This window comes from Metapseudomonas boanensis, assembly GCF_042232855.1.
Taxonomy (GTDB): Bacteria; Pseudomonadota; Gammaproteobacteria; order Pseudomonadales; family Pseudomonadaceae; genus Metapseudomonas; species Metapseudomonas boanensis.
Genome location: NZ_CP113889.1, coordinates 2,450,552 through 2,468,445, shown reverse-complemented (window position 1 = coordinate 2,468,445; position 17,894 = coordinate 2,450,552). Strand labels below are relative to the sequence as shown.

General features: G+C 64.3%; 19 protein-coding genes and 2 riboswitches. Of the genes, 9 read left to right on the top strand and 10 right to left on the bottom strand.

Annotated elements, in window-relative coordinates; translation table 11 throughout:
* Positions 1-20: 20 nt before the first annotated feature.
* Positions 21-365 carry a hypothetical protein gene (locus OXH74_RS11375; protein WP_375741266.1) on the bottom strand — a complete coding sequence of 115 codons (345 nt, stop codon included), beginning with the start codon at positions 363-365 and terminating at the stop codon, positions 21-23.
* Positions 366-484: 119 nt separating this feature from the next.
* On the opposite strand from OXH74_RS11375, the gene OXH74_RS11370 reads away from it, so the two are divergent.
* The 5 genes from OXH74_RS11370 to OXH74_RS11350 all read left to right on the top strand — a co-directional run bounded on the left by OXH74_RS11370 (position 485) and on the right by OXH74_RS11350 (position 4,430).
* A complete protein-coding gene (locus OXH74_RS11370) occupies positions 485-1,081 on the top strand; it encodes a DUF2796 domain-containing protein (RefSeq protein WP_375741265.1) in 597 nt (198 codons plus the stop codon).
* A gap of 40 nt (positions 1,082-1,121) precedes the next feature.
* The gene (locus OXH74_RS11365) at positions 1,122-1,829 is read left to right on the top strand and encodes an ABC transporter ATP-binding protein (RefSeq protein ID WP_375741264.1); all 708 of its coding nucleotides are present in this window, start codon (positions 1,122-1,124) and stop codon (positions 1,827-1,829) included.
* Position 1,830: 1 nt separating this feature from the next.
* The gene (locus OXH74_RS11360) at positions 1,831-3,093 is read left to right on the top strand and encodes an ABC transporter permease (protein WP_375741263.1); all 1,263 of its coding nucleotides are present in this window, start codon (positions 1,831-1,833) and stop codon (positions 3,091-3,093) included.
* 7 nt (positions 3,094-3,100) lie between these two features.
* Positions 3,101-3,619 carry a DUF3299 domain-containing protein gene (locus OXH74_RS11355; RefSeq protein ID WP_375741262.1) on the top strand — a complete coding sequence of 173 codons (519 nt, stop codon included), beginning with the start codon at positions 3,101-3,103 and terminating at the stop codon, positions 3,617-3,619.
* 139 nt (positions 3,620-3,758) lie between these two features.
* Positions 3,759-4,430: an OmpW family protein gene (locus OXH74_RS11350; protein WP_215377746.1), complete on the top strand. Its 672-nt coding sequence runs from the start codon at positions 3,759-3,761 to the stop codon at positions 4,428-4,430.
* Between the two features lie 194 nt (positions 4,431-4,624).
* Here OXH74_RS11350 and OXH74_RS11345 read toward each other — a convergent pair whose 3' ends face one another.
* The 6 genes from OXH74_RS11345 to OXH74_RS11320 form a co-directional block, all read right to left on the bottom strand.
* A complete protein-coding gene (locus OXH74_RS11345; protein WP_375741261.1) occupies positions 4,625-5,554 on the bottom strand; it encodes an NAD-dependent epimerase/dehydratase family protein in 930 nt (309 codons plus the stop codon).
* Complete coding sequence (locus OXH74_RS11340) at positions 5,547-6,431, bottom strand: sugar nucleotide-binding protein (protein WP_215377742.1); 885 nt, start codon at positions 6,429-6,431, stop codon at positions 5,547-5,549. Before OXH74_RS11340 ends, OXH74_RS11345 begins: the two co-directional genes overlap by 8 nt.
* Before the next feature lie 98 nt (positions 6,432-6,529).
* Positions 6,530-7,303 carry a precorrin-4 C(11)-methyltransferase gene (gene cobM, locus OXH74_RS11335; protein ID WP_375741260.1) on the bottom strand — a complete coding sequence of 258 codons (774 nt, stop codon included), beginning with the start codon at positions 7,301-7,303 and terminating at the stop codon, positions 6,530-6,532.
* Complete coding sequence (locus tag OXH74_RS11330; RefSeq protein WP_375741259.1) at positions 7,300-7,710, bottom strand: cobalamin biosynthesis protein; 411 nt, start codon at positions 7,708-7,710, stop codon at positions 7,300-7,302. Before OXH74_RS11330 ends, cobM begins: the two co-directional genes overlap by 4 nt.
* Positions 7,711-7,780: 70 nt before the next feature.
* The gene (locus OXH74_RS11325; RefSeq protein WP_375741258.1) at positions 7,781-8,491 is read right to left on the bottom strand and encodes a CbtA family protein; all 711 of its coding nucleotides are present in this window, start codon (positions 8,489-8,491) and stop codon (positions 7,781-7,783) included.
* A gap of 10 nt (positions 8,492-8,501) precedes the next feature.
* Complete coding sequence (locus OXH74_RS11320; RefSeq protein WP_375741257.1) at positions 8,502-8,687, bottom strand: CbtB-domain containing protein; 186 nt, start codon at positions 8,685-8,687, stop codon at positions 8,502-8,504.
* 110 nt (positions 8,688-8,797) lie between these two features.
* Positions 8,798-9,014, bottom strand: a riboswitch (cobalamin riboswitch).
* A 59-nt stretch (positions 9,015-9,073) separates the two neighbouring features.
* A riboswitch (cobalamin riboswitch) is annotated at positions 9,074-9,268 on the top strand.
* Between the two features lie 102 nt (positions 9,269-9,370).
* Between OXH74_RS11320 and cobW the strand changes: the two genes are divergently transcribed.
* Positions 9,371-10,423 (top strand): cobalamin biosynthesis protein CobW, encoded by a 1,053-nt coding sequence (gene cobW / locus OXH74_RS11315; protein ID WP_375741256.1) that lies wholly within the window; start codon positions 9,371-9,373, stop codon positions 10,421-10,423.
* Between the two features lie 115 nt (positions 10,424-10,538).
* On the top strand, positions 10,539-14,273 hold the full coding sequence (gene cobN, locus OXH74_RS11310) for a cobaltochelatase subunit CobN (protein WP_375741255.1): 3,735 nt from the start codon (positions 10,539-10,541) through the stop codon (positions 14,271-14,273).
* A gap of 134 nt (positions 14,274-14,407) precedes the next feature.
* Here cobN and bfr read toward each other — a convergent pair whose 3' ends face one another.
* The 3 genes from bfr to OXH74_RS11295 form a co-directional block, all read right to left on the bottom strand.
* Complete coding sequence (gene bfr, locus OXH74_RS11305) at positions 14,408-14,875, bottom strand: bacterioferritin (RefSeq protein WP_375741254.1); 468 nt, start codon at positions 14,873-14,875, stop codon at positions 14,408-14,410.
* Between the two features lie 90 nt (positions 14,876-14,965).
* The gene (locus OXH74_RS11300) at positions 14,966-15,862 is read right to left on the bottom strand and encodes a PA4780 family RIO1-like protein kinase (RefSeq protein WP_375741253.1); all 897 of its coding nucleotides are present in this window, start codon (positions 15,860-15,862) and stop codon (positions 14,966-14,968) included.
* 77 nt (positions 15,863-15,939) lie between these two features.
* Positions 15,940-16,833: a LysR family transcriptional regulator gene (locus tag OXH74_RS11295; RefSeq protein WP_375741252.1), complete on the bottom strand. Its 894-nt coding sequence runs from the start codon at positions 16,831-16,833 to the stop codon at positions 15,940-15,942.
* 102 nt (positions 16,834-16,935) lie between these two features.
* Between OXH74_RS11295 and OXH74_RS11290 the strand changes: the two genes are divergently transcribed.
* Positions 16,936-17,577, top strand: coding sequence for an NAD(P)-dependent oxidoreductase (locus OXH74_RS11290; protein WP_375741251.1), 642 nt, complete (start codon positions 16,936-16,938; stop codon positions 17,575-17,577).
* Positions 17,578-17,591: 14 nt separating this feature from the next.
* Positions 17,592-17,876: a DUF2218 domain-containing protein gene (locus OXH74_RS11285; protein WP_375741250.1), complete on the top strand. Its 285-nt coding sequence runs from the start codon at positions 17,592-17,594 to the stop codon at positions 17,874-17,876.
* Positions 17,877-17,894: the final 18 nt, after the last annotated feature.

Genomic DNA, 17,894 nt, shown 5'->3' with positions numbered 1-17,894 from the left:
TCCGGGCCACTAATTAGCCATCAACCGCGCCAGATGTATAGCGGCGCATCCTCGCCGACCTCTACAAGCACCCGCTCACTGTGACGCAGCCGCACCAACAGGCGCTTGCCCGCTGCCGCACCACCAGCCAGGGCTTCCAGCTCAGCCAACAACCGCGGCCCTTCCATCTGCCCGGCGTCACGCAGCAGCTGCTGTGCGGTCTCCCATAACGCATCGCCACGCTCAGTCGGCCTGGCTACCGCAGCCGGCGGTACGGCGCCCGCCTCGGCCGTCAGGCGGCTGGTCAGCCGGTCCCAGTCCTCGGCATCCATCTCCACCGCAAGATCGACCGCCCATTCCCCGATATGCCCGCGAATACGCAGCATGTCCAACTCCTCCAAAAGACTGTCAGTAATGCTCCCACGCCGGTCATCGGGGCGCCAAGCAGGTTGGCCAAGCAAGCCAAAATTGTTATAACGTAACGCAAAATTTCCCGGAGAGCGCTATGCGTCACCTGTTCCTTGCCCTGCCATTTGCCTTGCTACCCCTGACCGCCGCCCACGCTCAGCCCTACGGACATGACCACGGTCACGAACAAGAAGCGCACGGCAGCCTTGAAACTCACGAGCATGGCATCGCGCGCTTGAATGCTGCCCTGGACGGCAACACCCTGGAACTGGAGCTGGACAGCCCGGCGATGAACCTGGTCGGTTTCGAGCACGCGGCCCGAAGCGCATCGGACAAGGCCAAGGCCGCCGCTGCCCGTGAGGAACTGGTGCAGCCGCTGGTTCTCTTCGGCATTCCTAACGCGGCAATCTGCGCGGTTGCCTCCCAAGAATTGGAGAGCCCACTGTTCGACGACGAGCCACACCATGACGATGAGCCCCATGAAGACCATGCCAAGGGTCACGAACATGAGCACAGCAACGTTCACGCCCATTACCAGATGACCTGCCAGGCTCCCGACGCCCTGCAGCAACTTGACCTCACGCAACTCTTCAAGCGCTTCCCTGCAACCGAGAAAATTCAGGTGCAACTGATCGGTCCGCAGGGGCAACAAGGTGCCGAACTCACCCGCGACAACGCCACTCTCAGTTTCTAACCCAACGTAGAACCAGTCGGAGCAACCCGGCTGGCCATCCATGAGCCAGACACTGATCGAACTCCAGAGGCTGGGCTTTGCCTGGCCCGGCCACCCGGAACTGCTGGATATCCCCGAGTTCCGTCTGCAACGAGGCGAAAGCCTGTTCCTCAAGGGGCCCAGCGGCAGTGGCAAAACCACACTGCTCGGCCTGCTGGGCGGCGTGCAGAACCCCAATCGCGGTAGCATCCGACTGCTCGGCCAGGAGTTGACTCAGCTCTCCCCCAGCGCCCGTGATCGCTTTCGAGTCGACCACACCGGCTACATCTTCCAGCAATTCAACCTGCTGCCGTTTCTCTCGGTGCGCGAGAACGTCGAGCTGCCCTGTCACTTCTCCCGCTTGCGCACCGAACGCGCGCGCCAGCGCCACGGCAGTGTCGACCAGGCCGCCGCTACACTGCTACGCCACCTCGGTCTCAAGGAAGATCTGCTGGGACGTCGAGCTGACGCCCTCTCCATCGGCCAGCAGCAGCGGGTCGCCGCTGCCCGCGCACTGATCGGCCAACCGGAACTGGTGATCGCCGACGAACCCACCTCGGCGCTCGATGCCGATGCCCGCGAAGCTTTCCTGCGACTGCTCTTCGCCGAGTGCCGTGAAGCCGGCGCCAGCTTGCTGTTCGTCAGCCATGACCAGAGCCTGGCGTCCCTGTTTGACCGTAGCCTGTCGCTGTCCGACCTGAATCACGCCGCGCGCCCTCTGGAGGTTTGAGATGTATCTGCTGCGCCTGGCCCTGGCCAGCCTGGCCAACCGCCGCTTCACTGCCCTGCTGACAGTCTTTGCCATCGCACTATCGGTCTGCCTGCTGCTGGCCGTGGAGCGTGTCCGCACCGAAGCTCGCGCCAGTTTCGCCAGCACCACCAGTGGCACCGACCTGATCGTCGGCGCCCGCTCCGGTTCGGTGAACCTGCTCCTGTATTCCGTATTCCGCATCGGCAACGCCACCAACAACATCCGCTGGGACAGCTTCGAAGCCATTGCCCAGGACCGCCGCGTGAAGTGGGCCATCCCCATTTCCCTCGGCGACTCCCACCGCGGCTACCGGGTGATGGGCACCAGTCCTGCCTACTTCCAGCACTACCGCTACGGCCACGGCCAACCGCTGCAGTTGGCCCGGGGTAAGCCCTTCGCCGATATGTTCGAGGTGGTGCTGGGCGCCGAAGTGGCCGAAGCCCTGCATCACAAGCTTGGCGACAAGATCGTCCTAGCTCACGGCGTCAGCACTGTCAGCCTGACGCAGCACGACGACAAGCCGTTCACCGTGGTCGGCATACTCGGGCGCACCGGCACCCCAGTGGACCGCACACTGCACATCTCCCTCGCCGGCATGGAAGCGCTGCACGTCGACTGGCAGAACGGCGTGCCGGCGCGCGGCCAGGGCAAGGTCAGTGCCGAACAGGCTCGGGCGATGGACCTGCAGCCCAAGGCAATCACCGCCTTCCTGCTCGGGCTCAACAGCAAGATCGCCACCTTCGCCTTGCAGCGGCAGATCAACGAGTTTCGCGGCGAACCGTTGCTGGCGATCCTCCCAGGCGTTGCCCTGCAGGAGCTCTGGAGCCTGATGGGCACGGTGGAGAAAGCACTTTTCGTGGTTTCTCTGTTTGTCGTGCTGACCGGGTTGATCGGCATGCTCACCGCCATCCTGACGAGCCTCAATGAGCGCCGCCGGGAGATGGCCATCCTCCGTTCAGTGGGCGCCCGCCCCTGGCACATCGGCAGCCTGCTGGTCCTGGAGGCCGTCACCCTTGCCCTGGCAGGAGCTGTGCTCGGTGTTGCCCTGTTGTACCTCGGTATCGGCATCAGCCAGGGCTATGTGCAGGCCAGTTACGGCCTCTACCTGCCGCTGGCGTTCCCGAGTCCCTATGAGTGGGCGCTGCTCGGCGCTATTCTGGCCGCTGCCCTGTTGATGGGCACAGTCCCAGCCTGGCGAGCCTATCGGCAGTCGCTGGCCGACGGCCTATCCATCCGCCTGTGAGAACCTGATGAAGCGCATCCTGCTGACCCTCCTCTTGATCGTCACCACGCCACTCTGGGCTAGCGAAGTGCGTGAGCTGACCTGGTCCGAGATGATCCCGGCGGACGCCCCGCCGCCTCCGCCGCCAGCCGCTATCCACGACCTGTCGCAACTCTCCGACGCCCTGGCAGCGGAGTCCGGCCCCGCCGCCACCCAGCAATCGCCGTCGGCTCCTGTGGTCAAGGCGTTGGATGGCCAGGAAGTGAAACTACCCGGCTACATCGTGCCGCTGGATGTGACCGAGGCGGGCCGTGTCACCGAGTTCCTGCTGGTACCCTACTTCGGGGCCTGCATCCACGTACCACCGCCACCGTCGAACCAGATCGTCCATGTGACCAGTGAACTGGGCGTACTGATGGATGCGCTGTACCAGCCGTTCTGGATTGAAGGTCCGCTGCAGGTCAAGCCCACCAGCAGCGAACTGGCCGAAGCCGGCTACCAGATGGAAGCCAGCAAGATTTATCCATACGAAACGCCGACCAACTGAGCTGCAGCGGGGCCCTGCGACAATCCGCCGCTCCAGGCTGCACATCCCGCCCGGCATTGCTCTGGGTCAAAACACGGATACCTGCTGTCAAAGAAACTGCGCCCAGCCAACCAAAATTCAGGACTGACTGGAGCCATCCATGCACAAGCACCTTCTGACCGCGTCTTTGCTCGCTCTCGCCATTGCGTCCCCTCTTGCCCAAGCCCACAAGGCCGGCGACGTGATCGTCCGTGCAGGCGCAGCCACCGTCGATCCCCGTGAGGACAGCTCCGACCTGTCCATCGCCGGTACCAAGGTCGCAGGCACGAAGGCAACTCTGGACAGCGACACCCAATTGGGTCTGACCGGCACCTACATGTTCACCGATCACGTCGGCATCGGCCTCCTGGCCGCCACTCCGTTCAAGCATGAAGTAGGCGTCAAGGGTCTTGGCGCACTGGACGGCAAGCTGGCCGACATCAAGCATCTGCCGCCGACCCTGACCCTGCAGTACTACCCAATGGAGTCCAGCTCTGCATTCCAGCCCTACGTCGGTGCAGGCTTGAACTACACCATGTTCTTCGATGAAGACCTGACCAGCCAGCGCAAAGGCCAGGGCTTCAGCAATCTGGAGCTGGATGACTCCTGGGGCCTTGGCTTCGAGGCGGGTATGGACTATATGCTGACCGAGAACGTGCTGCTCAATGCCGCGGTGTGGTACCTCGACATCGACACCGAGGCCACCACCAACCTGGCCGGTGTTGGCAAAGTGAAAGTGGACGTGGACGTGGACCCGTGGGTCTACATGGTTGGTGTCGGCTATCGCTTCTAACCGAGCACTCCCTGGGGATATCCCCGCTCAAAGGCGCCTTCCGGCGCCTTTTTTGTGGGCAGGAATGCGAGGAAAAACACTGTAGGGAAGAAATCATTTGCCAAGCAGAGCAAAGGGCTGCCCTTTTGACTTGCCGGGGCTGCCGCGCAGCCTTTGGCGAATGAACTCGCCCCTACAAAGTCCCTGATACCGGCTCAGCGGCCCAGCAGGCGAGCAACACCCACGCCCAGCGGCGTCGGCTGCGGGAAGTCGAAGCGCTGCAACAAACGGGCATTGCAGGCTCGCGAGTGGCGAATATCCCCGGCGCGCGGTGCGGCATAGGAGATCGCAGGCAACCCGCCCAGCACTCCCTCGATGGCAGCCAGCAACTGCTTGAGGCTGGTGGCCTGGTTGAGGCCGACGTTCACTGCACCGACTTCGACAGCAGGCTGCTCCAGTGCCTGCACCAGCACTTGCACCAGATCGCCGATATAGACGAAATCGCGAGTCTGCTCGCCATCGCCGAACACCGTGATCGGCAAACCGGCCAGAGCGCGCTCGGTGAAGATACTGATCACACCCGAATAAGGCGACGACGGGTCCTGGCGTGGCCCAAAAATATTGAAAAAACGGAAAACCGCCGGCTCCAACCCATGCTGCCGACGGTAGAAGTCCAGGTAATGCTCACTGGCCAATTTGTCGGCAGCGTAGGGCGTCAGGGGCGCCTTGGGGGTTTCCTCATCAATCGCCTGGCCCTCGCCGTTCTGTCCGTAAACCGCTGCGCTGGAAGCGAACAGTACACGCTTCACGCCTTGCAGGCGCATGGCTTCGCACACGTTCAGGGTGCCGACGAAGTTGCTCTGATGGGTCGCCACCGGATCGTCAACCGAAGCCTGAACCGAAGCCACCGCTGCCAGATGCGCGACCGCTTTGCAGCCGGCCATGATGCGTGCCAGCAGGGCCGCATCGGCGACATCGCCTTCGATCAGTTCAAGCCGGGGGTTTTCCAGCGGCAGGTTGCTGCGACGGCCCGTGGACAGGTTATCCAGAACGCGCACGCTGTGGCCCTTGGCAAGCAGCGCATCGGTCAGGTGCGATCCAATGAAACCGGCACCGCCGGTGATCAGGATGGGGGAGTCAGCCATGACGGTAGTAACGATCCAGAAGAGTCGGCAGGGCCGCGCGCCAGGCACGCGGCTTGATGCCGAAGGTATGGAGAATCTTCTTGCAGGCCAGCACCGCATTCTGCGGCTCGTCTGCCGCATCGGGACGGGCCGCGTGGGCCTGGGGCAGGATGTCCTGCACGTTCAGCGGATGCAGGCTGCGCGCTTCACTGAGCAAGGCCTGGCCTAGGGCGAGCGGCGTGGTGGCCTCATGGCCGCCGTAGTGGTAAGTGCCCCAGAGCGGCGCCTGGCAATCGAGCTGCTTGAGCACGGCAAGTAAAACGCGAGCAGCGTCGTCTGCCGGTGTCGGGTTGCCGCGGCGGTCATCCGCCAGGGATATCTCGCCGTCCTTTTCAGCACGCTGGAGGAAGCGGCCAACCGAACCTTCCCGACTGTCATCCAGCAGCCATCCGAAACGCAGCAGCACATGTTTGGGGCATACCGCTCGCACGCTTTGCTCCATGCGCCAGAGTGCCTGGCCACGCTGGCTGCGCGGCACGGTTTCGTCCTTCTCACTGTAAGCGGTGGCCCGCGAACCGTCGAACACCCTGTAGCTCGAGGGTTGCAGCAGGATGATGCCGTGGTGCTGACAAAGCTCAGCAAGCCGCTCGACGCCACGTTCCTGGGCAGCCAACCGGGCGGCATCGACCGCTTCGGCCTGGAACCAGTCGAAGTAGTAGGCAAGGTTGATCACGGCGTCGGGCCGTGTGTCGTCGAGCAGCTGGGTCAGGCTGGCGGCGTCCCAGCCCTGTTCGGGCGGACGCGGTGCGAGAAAACCAATGTCTTCTTCGGCGCCGAGGCGAATCAGCGCCTGTCCAAGTGCATTGCCGCCACCCAACAGCATCAAGCGCATTCGCATAGGGAAATCAGGTCGCTCAAGGCCGGTTAGAAGGATCGCGCGGGGTGGGAACCCGCCGCATAAAATCCGCATTCTGCGTGTTTAGTAGCCAGACGTCACTAGCCGCGTGGCGGCTCAGCTCCTCCCGGTGGGCGGAACAAGTGGCCATGGCCGGCGCAATAGAGCGAGGAGTCGGCAAAGCCCTCGGCGCCCAGCACCCGTCCGACCAGAATCAGCGCGGTCCGGCGGAACCCCTTGGCCACGACCTTCGGCAGGATATCGGCCAGGGTGCCGGTTACCTGATCCTGGTCCGGCCAGCTGGCACGATGAATCACCGCTATCGGGCAGGCGGGGCCGTAATGCGGCAGCAATTCGTCGACGATGTTCGCCAACTGGTTGACGCCAAGGTGGATGGCCATGGTCGCGCGGTGGCGGGCCAGGTCGCCCAGTGCTTCACCTTCGGGCATTCGAGTCTTGCTGGCGTAGCGGGTGAGGATCAGGGTTTGCGAGATGTCCGGCAGGGTCAGTTCACAACCGAGCAGCGCGGCGCAGGCAGCGGTGGCTGTCACCCCCGGCACTACTTCGTAGGAAATCCCCAGTTCGCGCAAATGGCGGATCTGCTCGCCGATGGCGCCATATAGCGAAGGGTCGCCGGAATGCACCCGCGCCACGTCCTGCCCCTTGCGATGGGCCTCAGCCAGGAGCGCTACGATCTCCTCCAAGTGCAGTTCGGCGGTGTTCACCACCCGCTCGGCGTTATGTCCTTCCAGTACGGCCTCTGGCACCAGCGAGCCGGCGTAGAGAATCACCGGGCAGGTGCGGATCAGCCGCTGCCCCTTGACCGTGATGAGTTCCGGATCACCGGGACCGGCGCCGATGAAATAGACCGTCATGGCTGCTGCGCCTCATCATCAATGCAGGCCAGGGCGCAGGTCGCGCTGGCGCTGCGGCGTTTCTCGATAAGCAGTTCGGCTGATCCGTCGGACAAAGCAAATGCCTGGGCCAACGCTGCAGCTTCGGCGACGCCAGCGCTGCCGGTGGTACGCAGGACCAGGTCCGAAGCTTGCTGGAGTTGTCCATCGTAGGCTGCCAAGCGCGCGCTCGGCAGGCAATGAAGGGGCAACCCCAGTTGCTGGGCCAAGTCATGCAAACCCGGTTCACCGGCCTTGTGCTCGCTGCTGGCCAACGCAACCAGCGTGCTGAGGGGCCGGTCGGCTTCAGCAAGGCACCGCATCAACAGACCCCGAAGCTCTTCGGCCGAGCAGCCGCGCCGACAGCCAAGGCCCGCCACCAACCTCATGGCCGCCCCCTCGAAAAAAACAAAACCCCGCAGACGGCTACACCGCCTGCGGGGTTGGAATTGCGCAAGCTCACGCTTGAGTGTGCCGCTGGTAGAGCCAGGCTGCCGCCCAACCAAGGGCAACCCAGAACAGCGCGTTGGTGATCAGCGAGGCTGCGATGAACTCATGCGTCAGGGCTTGCGGCGCCAGGCTGGAGTGCACTTCGGGCTGGGGCGCACCTACTACATGAGGAATCAGCAGCAGCGCCAGACCTGCGACACGCAGGATCCAGTGGCGGCCAAAGGCGATCAGCGCCAGCCCGACGGCAGTTGAGGCAGCGGTGCCGATCCACCAGACCTGGCGCTGAGCCAGATCGGCGGCGGCAGTTCCCGGCAGTTCGGGCGGTAAGCCAATGGAAGGCGCCAGCGTGAAGGTGGCGAAACCGCCCAGCCCCCAGAGCAAGCCCTGCCAGGCTCGGCTCGGGCCGCGCAGGCTGAACACTCCAGCGAGCATCAGAGCAAAGCCGACCGCGACCACCAGATTGCTACCTCCGGTAGACAGCGTGCGCTGCCAGCCGTCTTCCGGCGCCCAGGCTTCGGCATCGTGCTCATGGCTATGTGCGCCGACAGCGCCGGAAGCCTCAAGTTCGTGGACGTGTTCCACTTGGGCGGCGGGCTCGGCCGTCTCGTAGGTTTCCGCCTGGAGAATCAACGGGGTGACCCACAGGCTCTGCAACAGGGTCAGCACCACGGCGGCGATCAGACCGGCAAAACCTGCGGTCTGGGCAATACGCTTGATCATCGAAACCTCCTCAGTGGCAGGGGAAGCCGGCACTGTGGCGGGTGTCGTGAGCAGCGTTGTGTACGGCCTCGAGATGAGAGAAGCCGGCGAAGTAGACGAGCGAGAGGCCAATTAGCCCGGCGCTGAAGGCCAGGACCAGGCGCTTGGTCAGTGAAGACGAGGCGACTGCGGATTGAGACAAGGCGCTGCTGGACATGGAAGTTCCCTCTGCAATGACGACTGATATCGGCAGAAGGGTGCATGCGCGAGGGCCGCGGACACAGGCGTGTCCACGCTTCCGGCTTGCGCCCGCCCACCGCGGGTTTGCCAAACTCTGAGCTTCCAGGCCGGTCTCCGGGCTTGCGACGCCTGCATGTTGCAGAGCGGGATCGCCTTCCCATGTCTTATCGACACAGTGGCCTACCGATCCCTACGTTCGCCTACCGTTGCGGGGGCAGCGCCGGACTGGTCCGAGATGGACGCACCGGCTTCCCGTTTCACCCCGCGCGCGACGACGCTGGGCACCTGAAAAAACCGTGCTAGGACACCATGAGTCCGACAAGGCGTCAACTGCCGCGATTGACCACCGTTGGCGTGCTGCGTAGCCTTCTGCCCTTTCGAGGTTCTCCGATCATGCGTCGGAGCTAAGAGGGAACGTGGTCAAGGCCACGGCTGCCCCCGCAACTGTGAACAGCTGAAGTCTTATCCACAGCCACTGCCCTTGGGTGGGAAGGCGGAAAGACGGCGCACCGCGCCAGGCTGTGAGCCAGGAGACCTGCCTCGCAACGCTTTCTGACAACCGGGCGGGGTGATCCGGTGGCGAATCCAGGCCGGGACGACCCGCGCCTTCGTCCTGCACGCCCGCCGATCCGATCGACTCCCAGCAAAGGGCTGCCGCGCATGAAAACCCTGGCCAAACTCCCCGTCACCATCGTCACCGGCTTCCTCGGTGCCGGAAAGACCACCCTGCTCCGCCACATGCTCGACAATGCCGAAGGCCGCCGCATTGCAGTCATCGTCAACGAGTTCGGCGAACTGGGCATCGATGGTGAAATCCTCAAACAGTGCTCCATCGGCTGCAGCGAAGAAGAGGCCATGGGCCGCGTCTTCGAACTGGCTAACGGCTGCCTGTGCTGCACAGTGCAGGAAGAGTTCTTCCCGGTGATGCGCGAACTGGTCGCACGCCGTGGCGACCTCGACCAGATTCTTATCGAAACCTCGGGCCTGGCGCTGCCCAAGCCACTGGTACAGGCCTTCCAGTGGCCGGAAATCCGCAACGCCTGCACCGTGGATGCGGTGATCACCGTGGTCGACAGCCCCGCCGTCGCCGCCGGCACCTTCGCCGCACACCCCGAGCAAGTGGATGAACAGCGCAAGCAGGACCCGAACCTCGACCACGAGTCGCCCCTGCACGAACTGTTCGAAGACCAGCTTGCGAGCGCCGACCTGGTGATCCTCAACAAGGCGGACCTGCTGGAAGCCGAAGTCCTGGCTGCCGTACACGCCGAAGTTGCCGAAGAGCTGCCGCCAGCGGTGAAGATCGTTGAAGCCAGCAGCGGCAAGCTACCGCTCTCCGTGCTGCTGGGCCTGAATGCAGAGGCCGAACTGCACATCGACAGCCGCCCAACCCACCACGACCACGAAGGGCACGAAGACCACGACCATGACGAGTTCGACTCCTTTCACGTCGACCTCCCGGAGGTCGAGGAACGGCCCCTGCTCGACGCTCTCAACCAACTCGTGGAGCGCCATGACATCCTGCGCATCAAGGGCTTCGCCGCCATCCCCGGCAAACCCATGCGCCTGCTGATCCAGGGCGTCGGCAAGCGCTTCGACAAGCACTTCGATCGCCAGTGGCTGAATGGCGAAGCCCGTGGCACAAGGCTTGTGGTGATTGGACAGGAGCTGGACCAGGCGGTGATTGCCAATGAATTGAGAACCGCACTCGCCTGATCACTGCGCTCAACCCCTCCTACCGAGCTGATCGGATCGTAGGGGCGAGCTTGCTCGCGAATCGCGGCAAACCCTTCGCGAGCAAGCTCGCTCCTACACCATCTGGAGTCCCGCCATGCACCTCCTGCGCACCCAACCCGGCGGCTTCGTCCCCGACGACGGTATCGCCCATCTGGCGCAGACGCCCGCCGAACTGGTGATCCTCTGCAGCGGCGACTCGCATCTGGCGCTGCTGGCCGAAGCCGCCCGCGAACTGCCGACGGACTATCCAAGCCTGCGCCTGGCCAACCCGATGCAGCTGCAGAACCACGCCTCGGTCGATCTCTACGTCGACGAGGTGCTGCAGCACGCCAAGGTGATCCTGATCTCGGTGCATGGCGGCGTCGGTTACTGGCGCTACGGCATTGAACAACTGGTGACCCTGGCCGAGCGTGGCGCAAAGCTCATCCTGGTTCCCGGCGATGATCGCCCCGACCCAGAGCTGGCCAGCCTGTGCAACGTGTCGGTCGAGGACGCGGATCGCCTCTGGCAGTACCTGCGCCAGGGTGGCCTGGACAATGCCCGGCAACTCTTCGGCTGCATCGCCAACCAATGGCTGGGGCGCGACCATCCCTGGAGTGAGCCCCGTGCCCTGCCTCGCGTGGCGATCTACCACCCGCGCCAACCGCAGGCCGAACTGACGCACTGGCAGGCGGGCTGGCACCCCGATCAGCCCGTCGCCGCCCTGCTCTTCTACCGCACCCACCTGCAAGCGGCTAACACCGCGTTTATCGACGCCTTCTGCGAACGCCTGGCCGCCCTGGGCCTGAATCCACTGCCCATCGCCGTCGCCAGCCTCAAGGAGGCGGCTTGCCTGGAAGCTGTGGAAAATTGGCTGGACAAAGCGCAGGCCGAGCTGATCATCAACACCACCGGCTTCGCCCAGTCCAACCCTGACGCGCCCAGCCAGCGCCCATTCAGGCGCGATATCCCCGTGTTACAAGCCATTTGCTCGCTGGATAACGAACCGCTCTGGCGCGATAACCCGCAAGGGCTCGGTCCCCGAGACCTTGCCATGCATATCGCCCTGCCGGAGTTGGATGGACGGATCATCACACGCCCCATCAGCTTCAAGGGTCTGGCCTGGCGCAGCGAGCGCAGTCAGAGCGACGTGGTCTGCTACCTGCCGCAACTGGAGCGCATGGATTTCGTCGCCGAACTGGCGCGGCGCTGGTGCCTGCTGGCACGCAAGACCAATGCCGACAAACGCGTCGCACTGATCCTGGCCAATTACCCCACTCGCGACGGCCGCATCGGCAACGGCGTGGGCCTGGATACACCGGCGGCCGCCCTGAACATCCTCCGTGCGCTGGAAACCGAGGGTTATCCCGTGGCAGGCCTGCCGGACAGCGGCACGGCACTTATCCACAAGCTGCTCGGCGGCGTCAGCAACGACCTCGACAGCCTCGATCTGCGCCCTTGCGCCCAGAGCCTGGCACTCCCCGACTACCTCGCCTGCTTCGCCCACCTGCCCGAGGCCAACCAGCGTGCGGTGCGCGAACGCTGGGGCGAGCCGCAGCAGGACCCGATGTTCCGCAACGGTCGGATGATGGTCGCCGGCCTGCGCTTCGGCCTCGGTTTCGTCGGCATCCAACCAGCGCGGGGCTACCAACTGGACCCGGCAGCCATCTACCACGACGCCGCCCTGGTACCGCCCCACGGCTACCTTGCCTTCTACTTCTGGCTGCGCGAAGCCTTCGCGGCCGATGCCCTGATCCACGTCGGCAAGCACGGCAACCTGGAATGGCTGCCGGGCAAGGGCGTCGGCCTTTCAGATGAATGCTGGCCAGATGCGGTGATGGGCCCGCTGCCCAACATCTATCCCTTCATCGTCAACGATCCCGGCGAGGGCGCCCAGGCCAAGCGCCGCGCACAGGCTGTGATCATCGACCACTTGATGCCACCGCTGACCCGCGCCGAAAACTACGGCCCGCTGCGTGACCTCGAACGCCTGGCCGACGAGTACTACGACGCTTCCCTGCTCGACCCGCGCCGTGCCGTGCAGTTGCGCAGGGAAATCCTCGAACTGGTGAAAGCCACTGCCCTGGACCGCGAGCTGAACCTCAGCCTCAGCGACGATCCGGAAAGCTGGCTGCCACAACTGGATGCCTACCTCTGCGACCTCAAGGAATCGCAGATTCGCGACGGCCTGCACGTGTTCGGCGAATCCCCCAGTGGGCGCCTGCGTGACGACACACTGCTCTCACTGGTACGCATCCCCCGTGGCGATGGCCGAGGCGCCAACGCCAGCCTGCTGCGCGCCTTGGCCGCGGACCTGCAACTGGGCCGAGACCCGCTGGACTGCAACTGGGCCGAAGACTGGGAAGGCCCGCGCCCCGCCGTTCTGGAGGCCGTGAGCAACGAGCCCTGGCGGAGCAATGGCGACACCCGTGAACGCCTGGAACTGCTTGCGCTACGGATGATCGAGACAGCGGATTTCGAATCCGTCGGCCCCGCCAGTGATGCAGTCATCCACAACCTGCACACGGTCATCGCGCCCACGCTGGATGCCTGCGGCAGCGGCGAGATCGGCGGCGTGCTGGCAGCGCTGGAAGGCCGCTTCGTCCCGCCCGGCCCTAGCGGCGCGCCCAGCCGTGGACGCCTGGACGTGCTGCCCACCGGGCGCAACTTCTTCACCGTGGACGTGCGCAACCTGCCCACGCCCACTGCCTGGCGCCTGGGCTTCCAGTCCGCGAGCCTGTTGCTGGAACGCCATCTGCAGGACCACGGCGACCATCTGCGCCAGCTCGGCCTCTCGGTCTGGGGCACCGCCACTATGCGCACCGGCGGCGACGACATCGCCCAGGCCCTGGCCCTGATGGGCGTACGCCCGGCGTGGCAGGCCGGCAGCCAGCGCGTGGAGGACTTCGAGATCCTGCCGCTGTCCTTGCTCGACCGCCCGCGGGTGGACGTCACCCTGCGCGTGTCCGGTTTCTTCCGCGATGCCTTCGCCAACCTCATCCGTCTGTTCGATGCCGCGGTGCAGGCGGTGGCCGGCCTGGACGAGCCCGAAGATTTGAACCCTCTGGCCGCCCGCGTGAAGCAGGAAAGCGTGCGCCTCACAGCGGACGGTCTGAATGCCGAAGACGCTCGCCTGCAAGCCGGTTGGCGCATCTTTGGCGCCCAGCCCGGTGCCTACGGCGCGGGCGTGCAGGGCGCCATCGAAGAACGCCAATGGCAGGACCGTGCCGAGCTGGCCGAGGTCTACCTCAACTGGGGTGGCTATGCCTATGGCGCCCAGGATGCCGGCACACCGGCGCGCGAGCGCTTCGCCCAGCGCCTGGAGCGCTTGCAAGCGGTGCTGCACAACCAGGACAACCGCGAACACGACATCCTCGATTCCAACGATTACTACCAGTTCCAGGGCGGCATGCTCGCAGCGGCCGAAACCCTGCGCGGTGCGAAGGTCGCCAGCTACCACGGCGACCACAGCCAGCCGGACCTGCCGCGCATCCGCAGTCTCAAAGAGGAGCTGAGTCGTGTGGTGCGCTCACGGGCCGCCAATCCCAAGTGGATCGCCGGCATGAAACGCCACGGCTACAAGGGCGCGTTCGAACTGGCGGCCACCGTCGACTACCTGTTTGCCTTCGACGCCACCAGCGAACTGGTCGACGATCACCAGTACAAACTGTTGGCCGATGCCTACCTGCTGGACGCCGACACGCGGTCCTTCATCCAGCAGCACAACCCCGAAGCACTGCGCGACATTGCCGAGCGATTGGTAGAAGCGCAACAACGCGGGCTGTGGGAAAACCCGGGGGAATACCGGGAAGCGATCGAGAACCTGATGCTGGATATCGAGGAGCAGTGACCCGCTGCCGAGGGTTCTAGCGTAGGTTGGGCGGAGCGCAGCGACACCCAACATTGGTGCGGCGATCGATGAGTATCCCGATACTTACGGAACGCCGCCCGCCCCATCCTACGAACCAAGGTGCAGGGGTGAGATCAGGACACCTGCGATTGCAGGTAATTCTGCAGGCCGATGCGGTCGATCAGGCCGAGTTGCTGCTCAAGCCAGTACGCGTGGTCTTCCTCGGTGTCCTTTAGCTGGGCGGTGAGAATGTCGCGGCTGACGTAGTCCTTGTGCTTCTCACACAGGGTAATGCCCTTGCTCAACGCGGCGCGTACGTCGTACTCCAGTTTGAGGTCAGCACGCAGCATGTCCGGCACGGTCTGGCCTGGGTGGATGGTCTTGGGGCGCATATCCGGCGAGCTTTCCAGGAACAGGAGGCGCTGCAGCAGGGCATCGGCGTGCTGAGTCTCCTCCTCCATCTCGTGATTGATACGCTCGTAGAGCTTGGTGAAGCCCCAGTCCTGGTACATCCGCGAGTGCAGGAAGTACTGGTCGCGGGCGGCCAGTTCTCCGCGTAGAAGGTCCTTGAGGTACTCGACGACTTCAGCTTGCCCTTGCATGTCACATCTCCACATCAATACAGCGGATAAGGATCGTGCGCAGAACCAGACTGGTCAAGCCGGGAGGCCCCAAGGGCTCGCAACGTTGTCTCAGTGGTTCATCCAGGGTGGCGGCGGCGGCTCGTCTCGATCGGCGGGCGCATCCTGCTCCGCCAGGGCGGCCTTGCGCCGTGCCTCATCGGCCAGGGCGGCCTTGATCTCGCGCATCACCGAATCAATGTCCGCGGCGTCTTCCGGCTCGACGAACTGCCCGGTGAGCGGTGTCTCCGGGGTCAGCTTCCCTTCCTCATAGAGGGCCCACATTTCCTTGGCGTAGCGGGTGAACTTGAGCTCGGGAGCAAACTGGCCGAAATACTCAGCCATGTTGCCGACATCCCGCTCCAGCATGCGGAAGGCGTGGTTGTTGCCGGCGGCATCCACCGCCTGCGGTAGGTCGATGATCACCGGGCCATAGGGGTCGAGTAGCACGTTGAATTCGGACAGGTCGCCATGGACCAGGCCGGCACAGAGCATCTTGACGATCTCGCCGATCATGAAGGCGTGGAATTCGCGTGCGTCCTCAGGCGTCAGATCGACGTCATTGAGTCGCGGCGCGGCGTCGCCCTCGCCATCGGAGACCAGTTCCATGAGCAGCACGCCGTCCAGGTAGTCGTAGGGCTTAGGCACCCTGACCCCGGCGTTGGCCAGGCGGAAGAGCGCCGCCACTTCGGCGTTCTGCCAGGCGTCCTCGCGCTCGCGGCGACCGTACTTGGAGCCCTTGGCCATGGCCCGGGCGTCTCGGCTGTTACGAACCTTGCGACCTTCCTGATACTCGGCCGCCTGGCGAAAGCCACGCTTGTTGGCTTCCTTGTAGACCTTGGCGCAGCGCAGCTCATCGCCGCAGCGCACCACGTACACCGAAGCCTCCTTGCCGCTCATCAGCGGTCTTACGACTTCGTCGATCAGGCCATCTTCCACCAATGGCTCAATGCGTTTTGGCGTCTTCATGCGTGTGCTACAGGCAACCTCGGGCTATCAGGGGCATCATTGTTGAGCGACGTTATACGGCATGCGGAGCCGCTCGCCTATCCACGTCGCAGCAACGTATGACGAAGGGCTTCGATGGCGTAGCGGACCTTGGCCGGTTGCGCATCCCGGCGCGGGGTCACTATGTAGATGCCGATGTCCGCCGGGCGCCACTCCGGCAGCAGCGCCAGCAGGCGACCGCTCGCCAGCTCCTCGCGGATTTCCGGCACCGGCTGCAGTGATACGCCCATCCCCGCCAGGGTGAAACTGCGTACCGAAAGAATGTTGTTGCAGCTCACCCGGCTCTCTATCCGCAGGCGCTGCTGCTCGCCGCCCGGCCCCTGGAGGCTCAGCTGACGCAGCTGGCGCTCGCCATTGAGGGTGATCCAATCCAGCGCCAGCAACTGCTCCGGTCGCTGGATCGGCCCTGTGCGCGCCAGGTAGGCCGGCGCGCAGCACAGGGCCGTCGGCCAGTCGCCGAGGTGCCGTGCCACCAGACTGGAATCTTCCTGACGGCCGACGCGAATGGCCAGGTCGATGCGCCGCTCGATCAGGTCGATCTGCTCATCGTGGAAGAACAATTGCAGGCTCAACCCGGGATGGGCGTCCAGCAAGGGCGCCAGGGCATCGGTCAGAGGCTTGCCGGAAAACCCCACGGGCGCGGCGATGCGCAACTCACCGACCGGTGCATCACGCAACTCGGCCAGACGCTGCTCGGCCTGCTGCGCCAGCTCCAGCACCTGGGCGCAACTGCGGTAGAACACTGCCCCGGCCTCGGTCAGGGTCAGCTTGCGGGTGGTGCGGTGCAACAGGCTGACCTGGGTCTCCTGCTCCAGCTTGCGAATCTGCTGGCTCACCGCCGAGGCAGTCATGCCCAGGGCCTCGGCGGCGGCCACCATGCTCCCCTTATCGACCACAGTGGCGAACACCGCCATGCGTTTGAGCTGCTCCATTCGTAAGCTCCGCTTAATTGTCAAACCACCTTCAAGCACTTTTTCGAACCATTATCCAGCAGCGATTATGCATCACCTTAAAACCTACCCAAGAGATGCCCCATGAAAATCGCCCTGATCGGCGCCAGCGGCTTTGTCGGCGCAGCCGTTCTCAACGAAACCCTGCAACGTGGCCACCAGGTAACCGCCATCGTCCGCCACCCGGAGAAGCTGCTGCAGCACGTCAACCTGACGCCGCAGAAAGCCGATGCCTATGACGTCGCATCCATTGCCCAGGCCGTGACCGGCCACGATGCCGTGGTCCACGCATTCAACCCGGGCTGGGGTACCCCGGACATCCGTGAGCGCTTTATCCAGGGCACCCGGGCGATCTTCGACGGTGTAAAACAGGCCGACGTCAAGCGCCTGCTGGTGATTGGCGGAGCCGGCAGCCTCTACGTCGCGCCCGGCCTGCAACTGATCGACACGCCGGAGTTTCCCGCCGAATACAAGGAAGGCGCCGAAGGCGCGCGCCAGGCCCTCAACCTGATCCGTGAAGAAACCGCACTGGACTGGACCTTTCTCTCCCCGCCGGCCTTGCTCCAGCCCGGCGAGCGCACCGGCAAGTTCCGTATTGGCGGCGACCAGTTGCTGATGAGTGGCGATCACCCGGCAAGCATTTCGGTGGCCGACCTCGCGGTGGCCATCGTCGACGAACTGGAACAACCGCAGCACCTCCGCCAACGCTTTACCGTCAGCTATTGAGCCCAGGAGTCAGCATGACCCTTACCGCATCCGCTCACGTCGCCACCCCCACCCCCGCGCGCTACATCAGCCGCCTGTGCAAGCACTTCGCCCACCGGGTCACGGTGGAGTTCGACGAGCAACGAGGCCGCATCGAATTCGACCTTGGCCTTGGCCTGCTCCGCGCCGAAGGCGACGGTCTGACCCTCAGCGTGGAAAGCCAGACGCAAGAGGGCCTCGTCCGCCTACAGGAAATCGTTGGCAGCCACTTCGTCCGGGTGGCCTGGCAGGAAGAACTGCAATTGGAATGGAATGCCTGAGGCTTGGCTTCTTGCGGG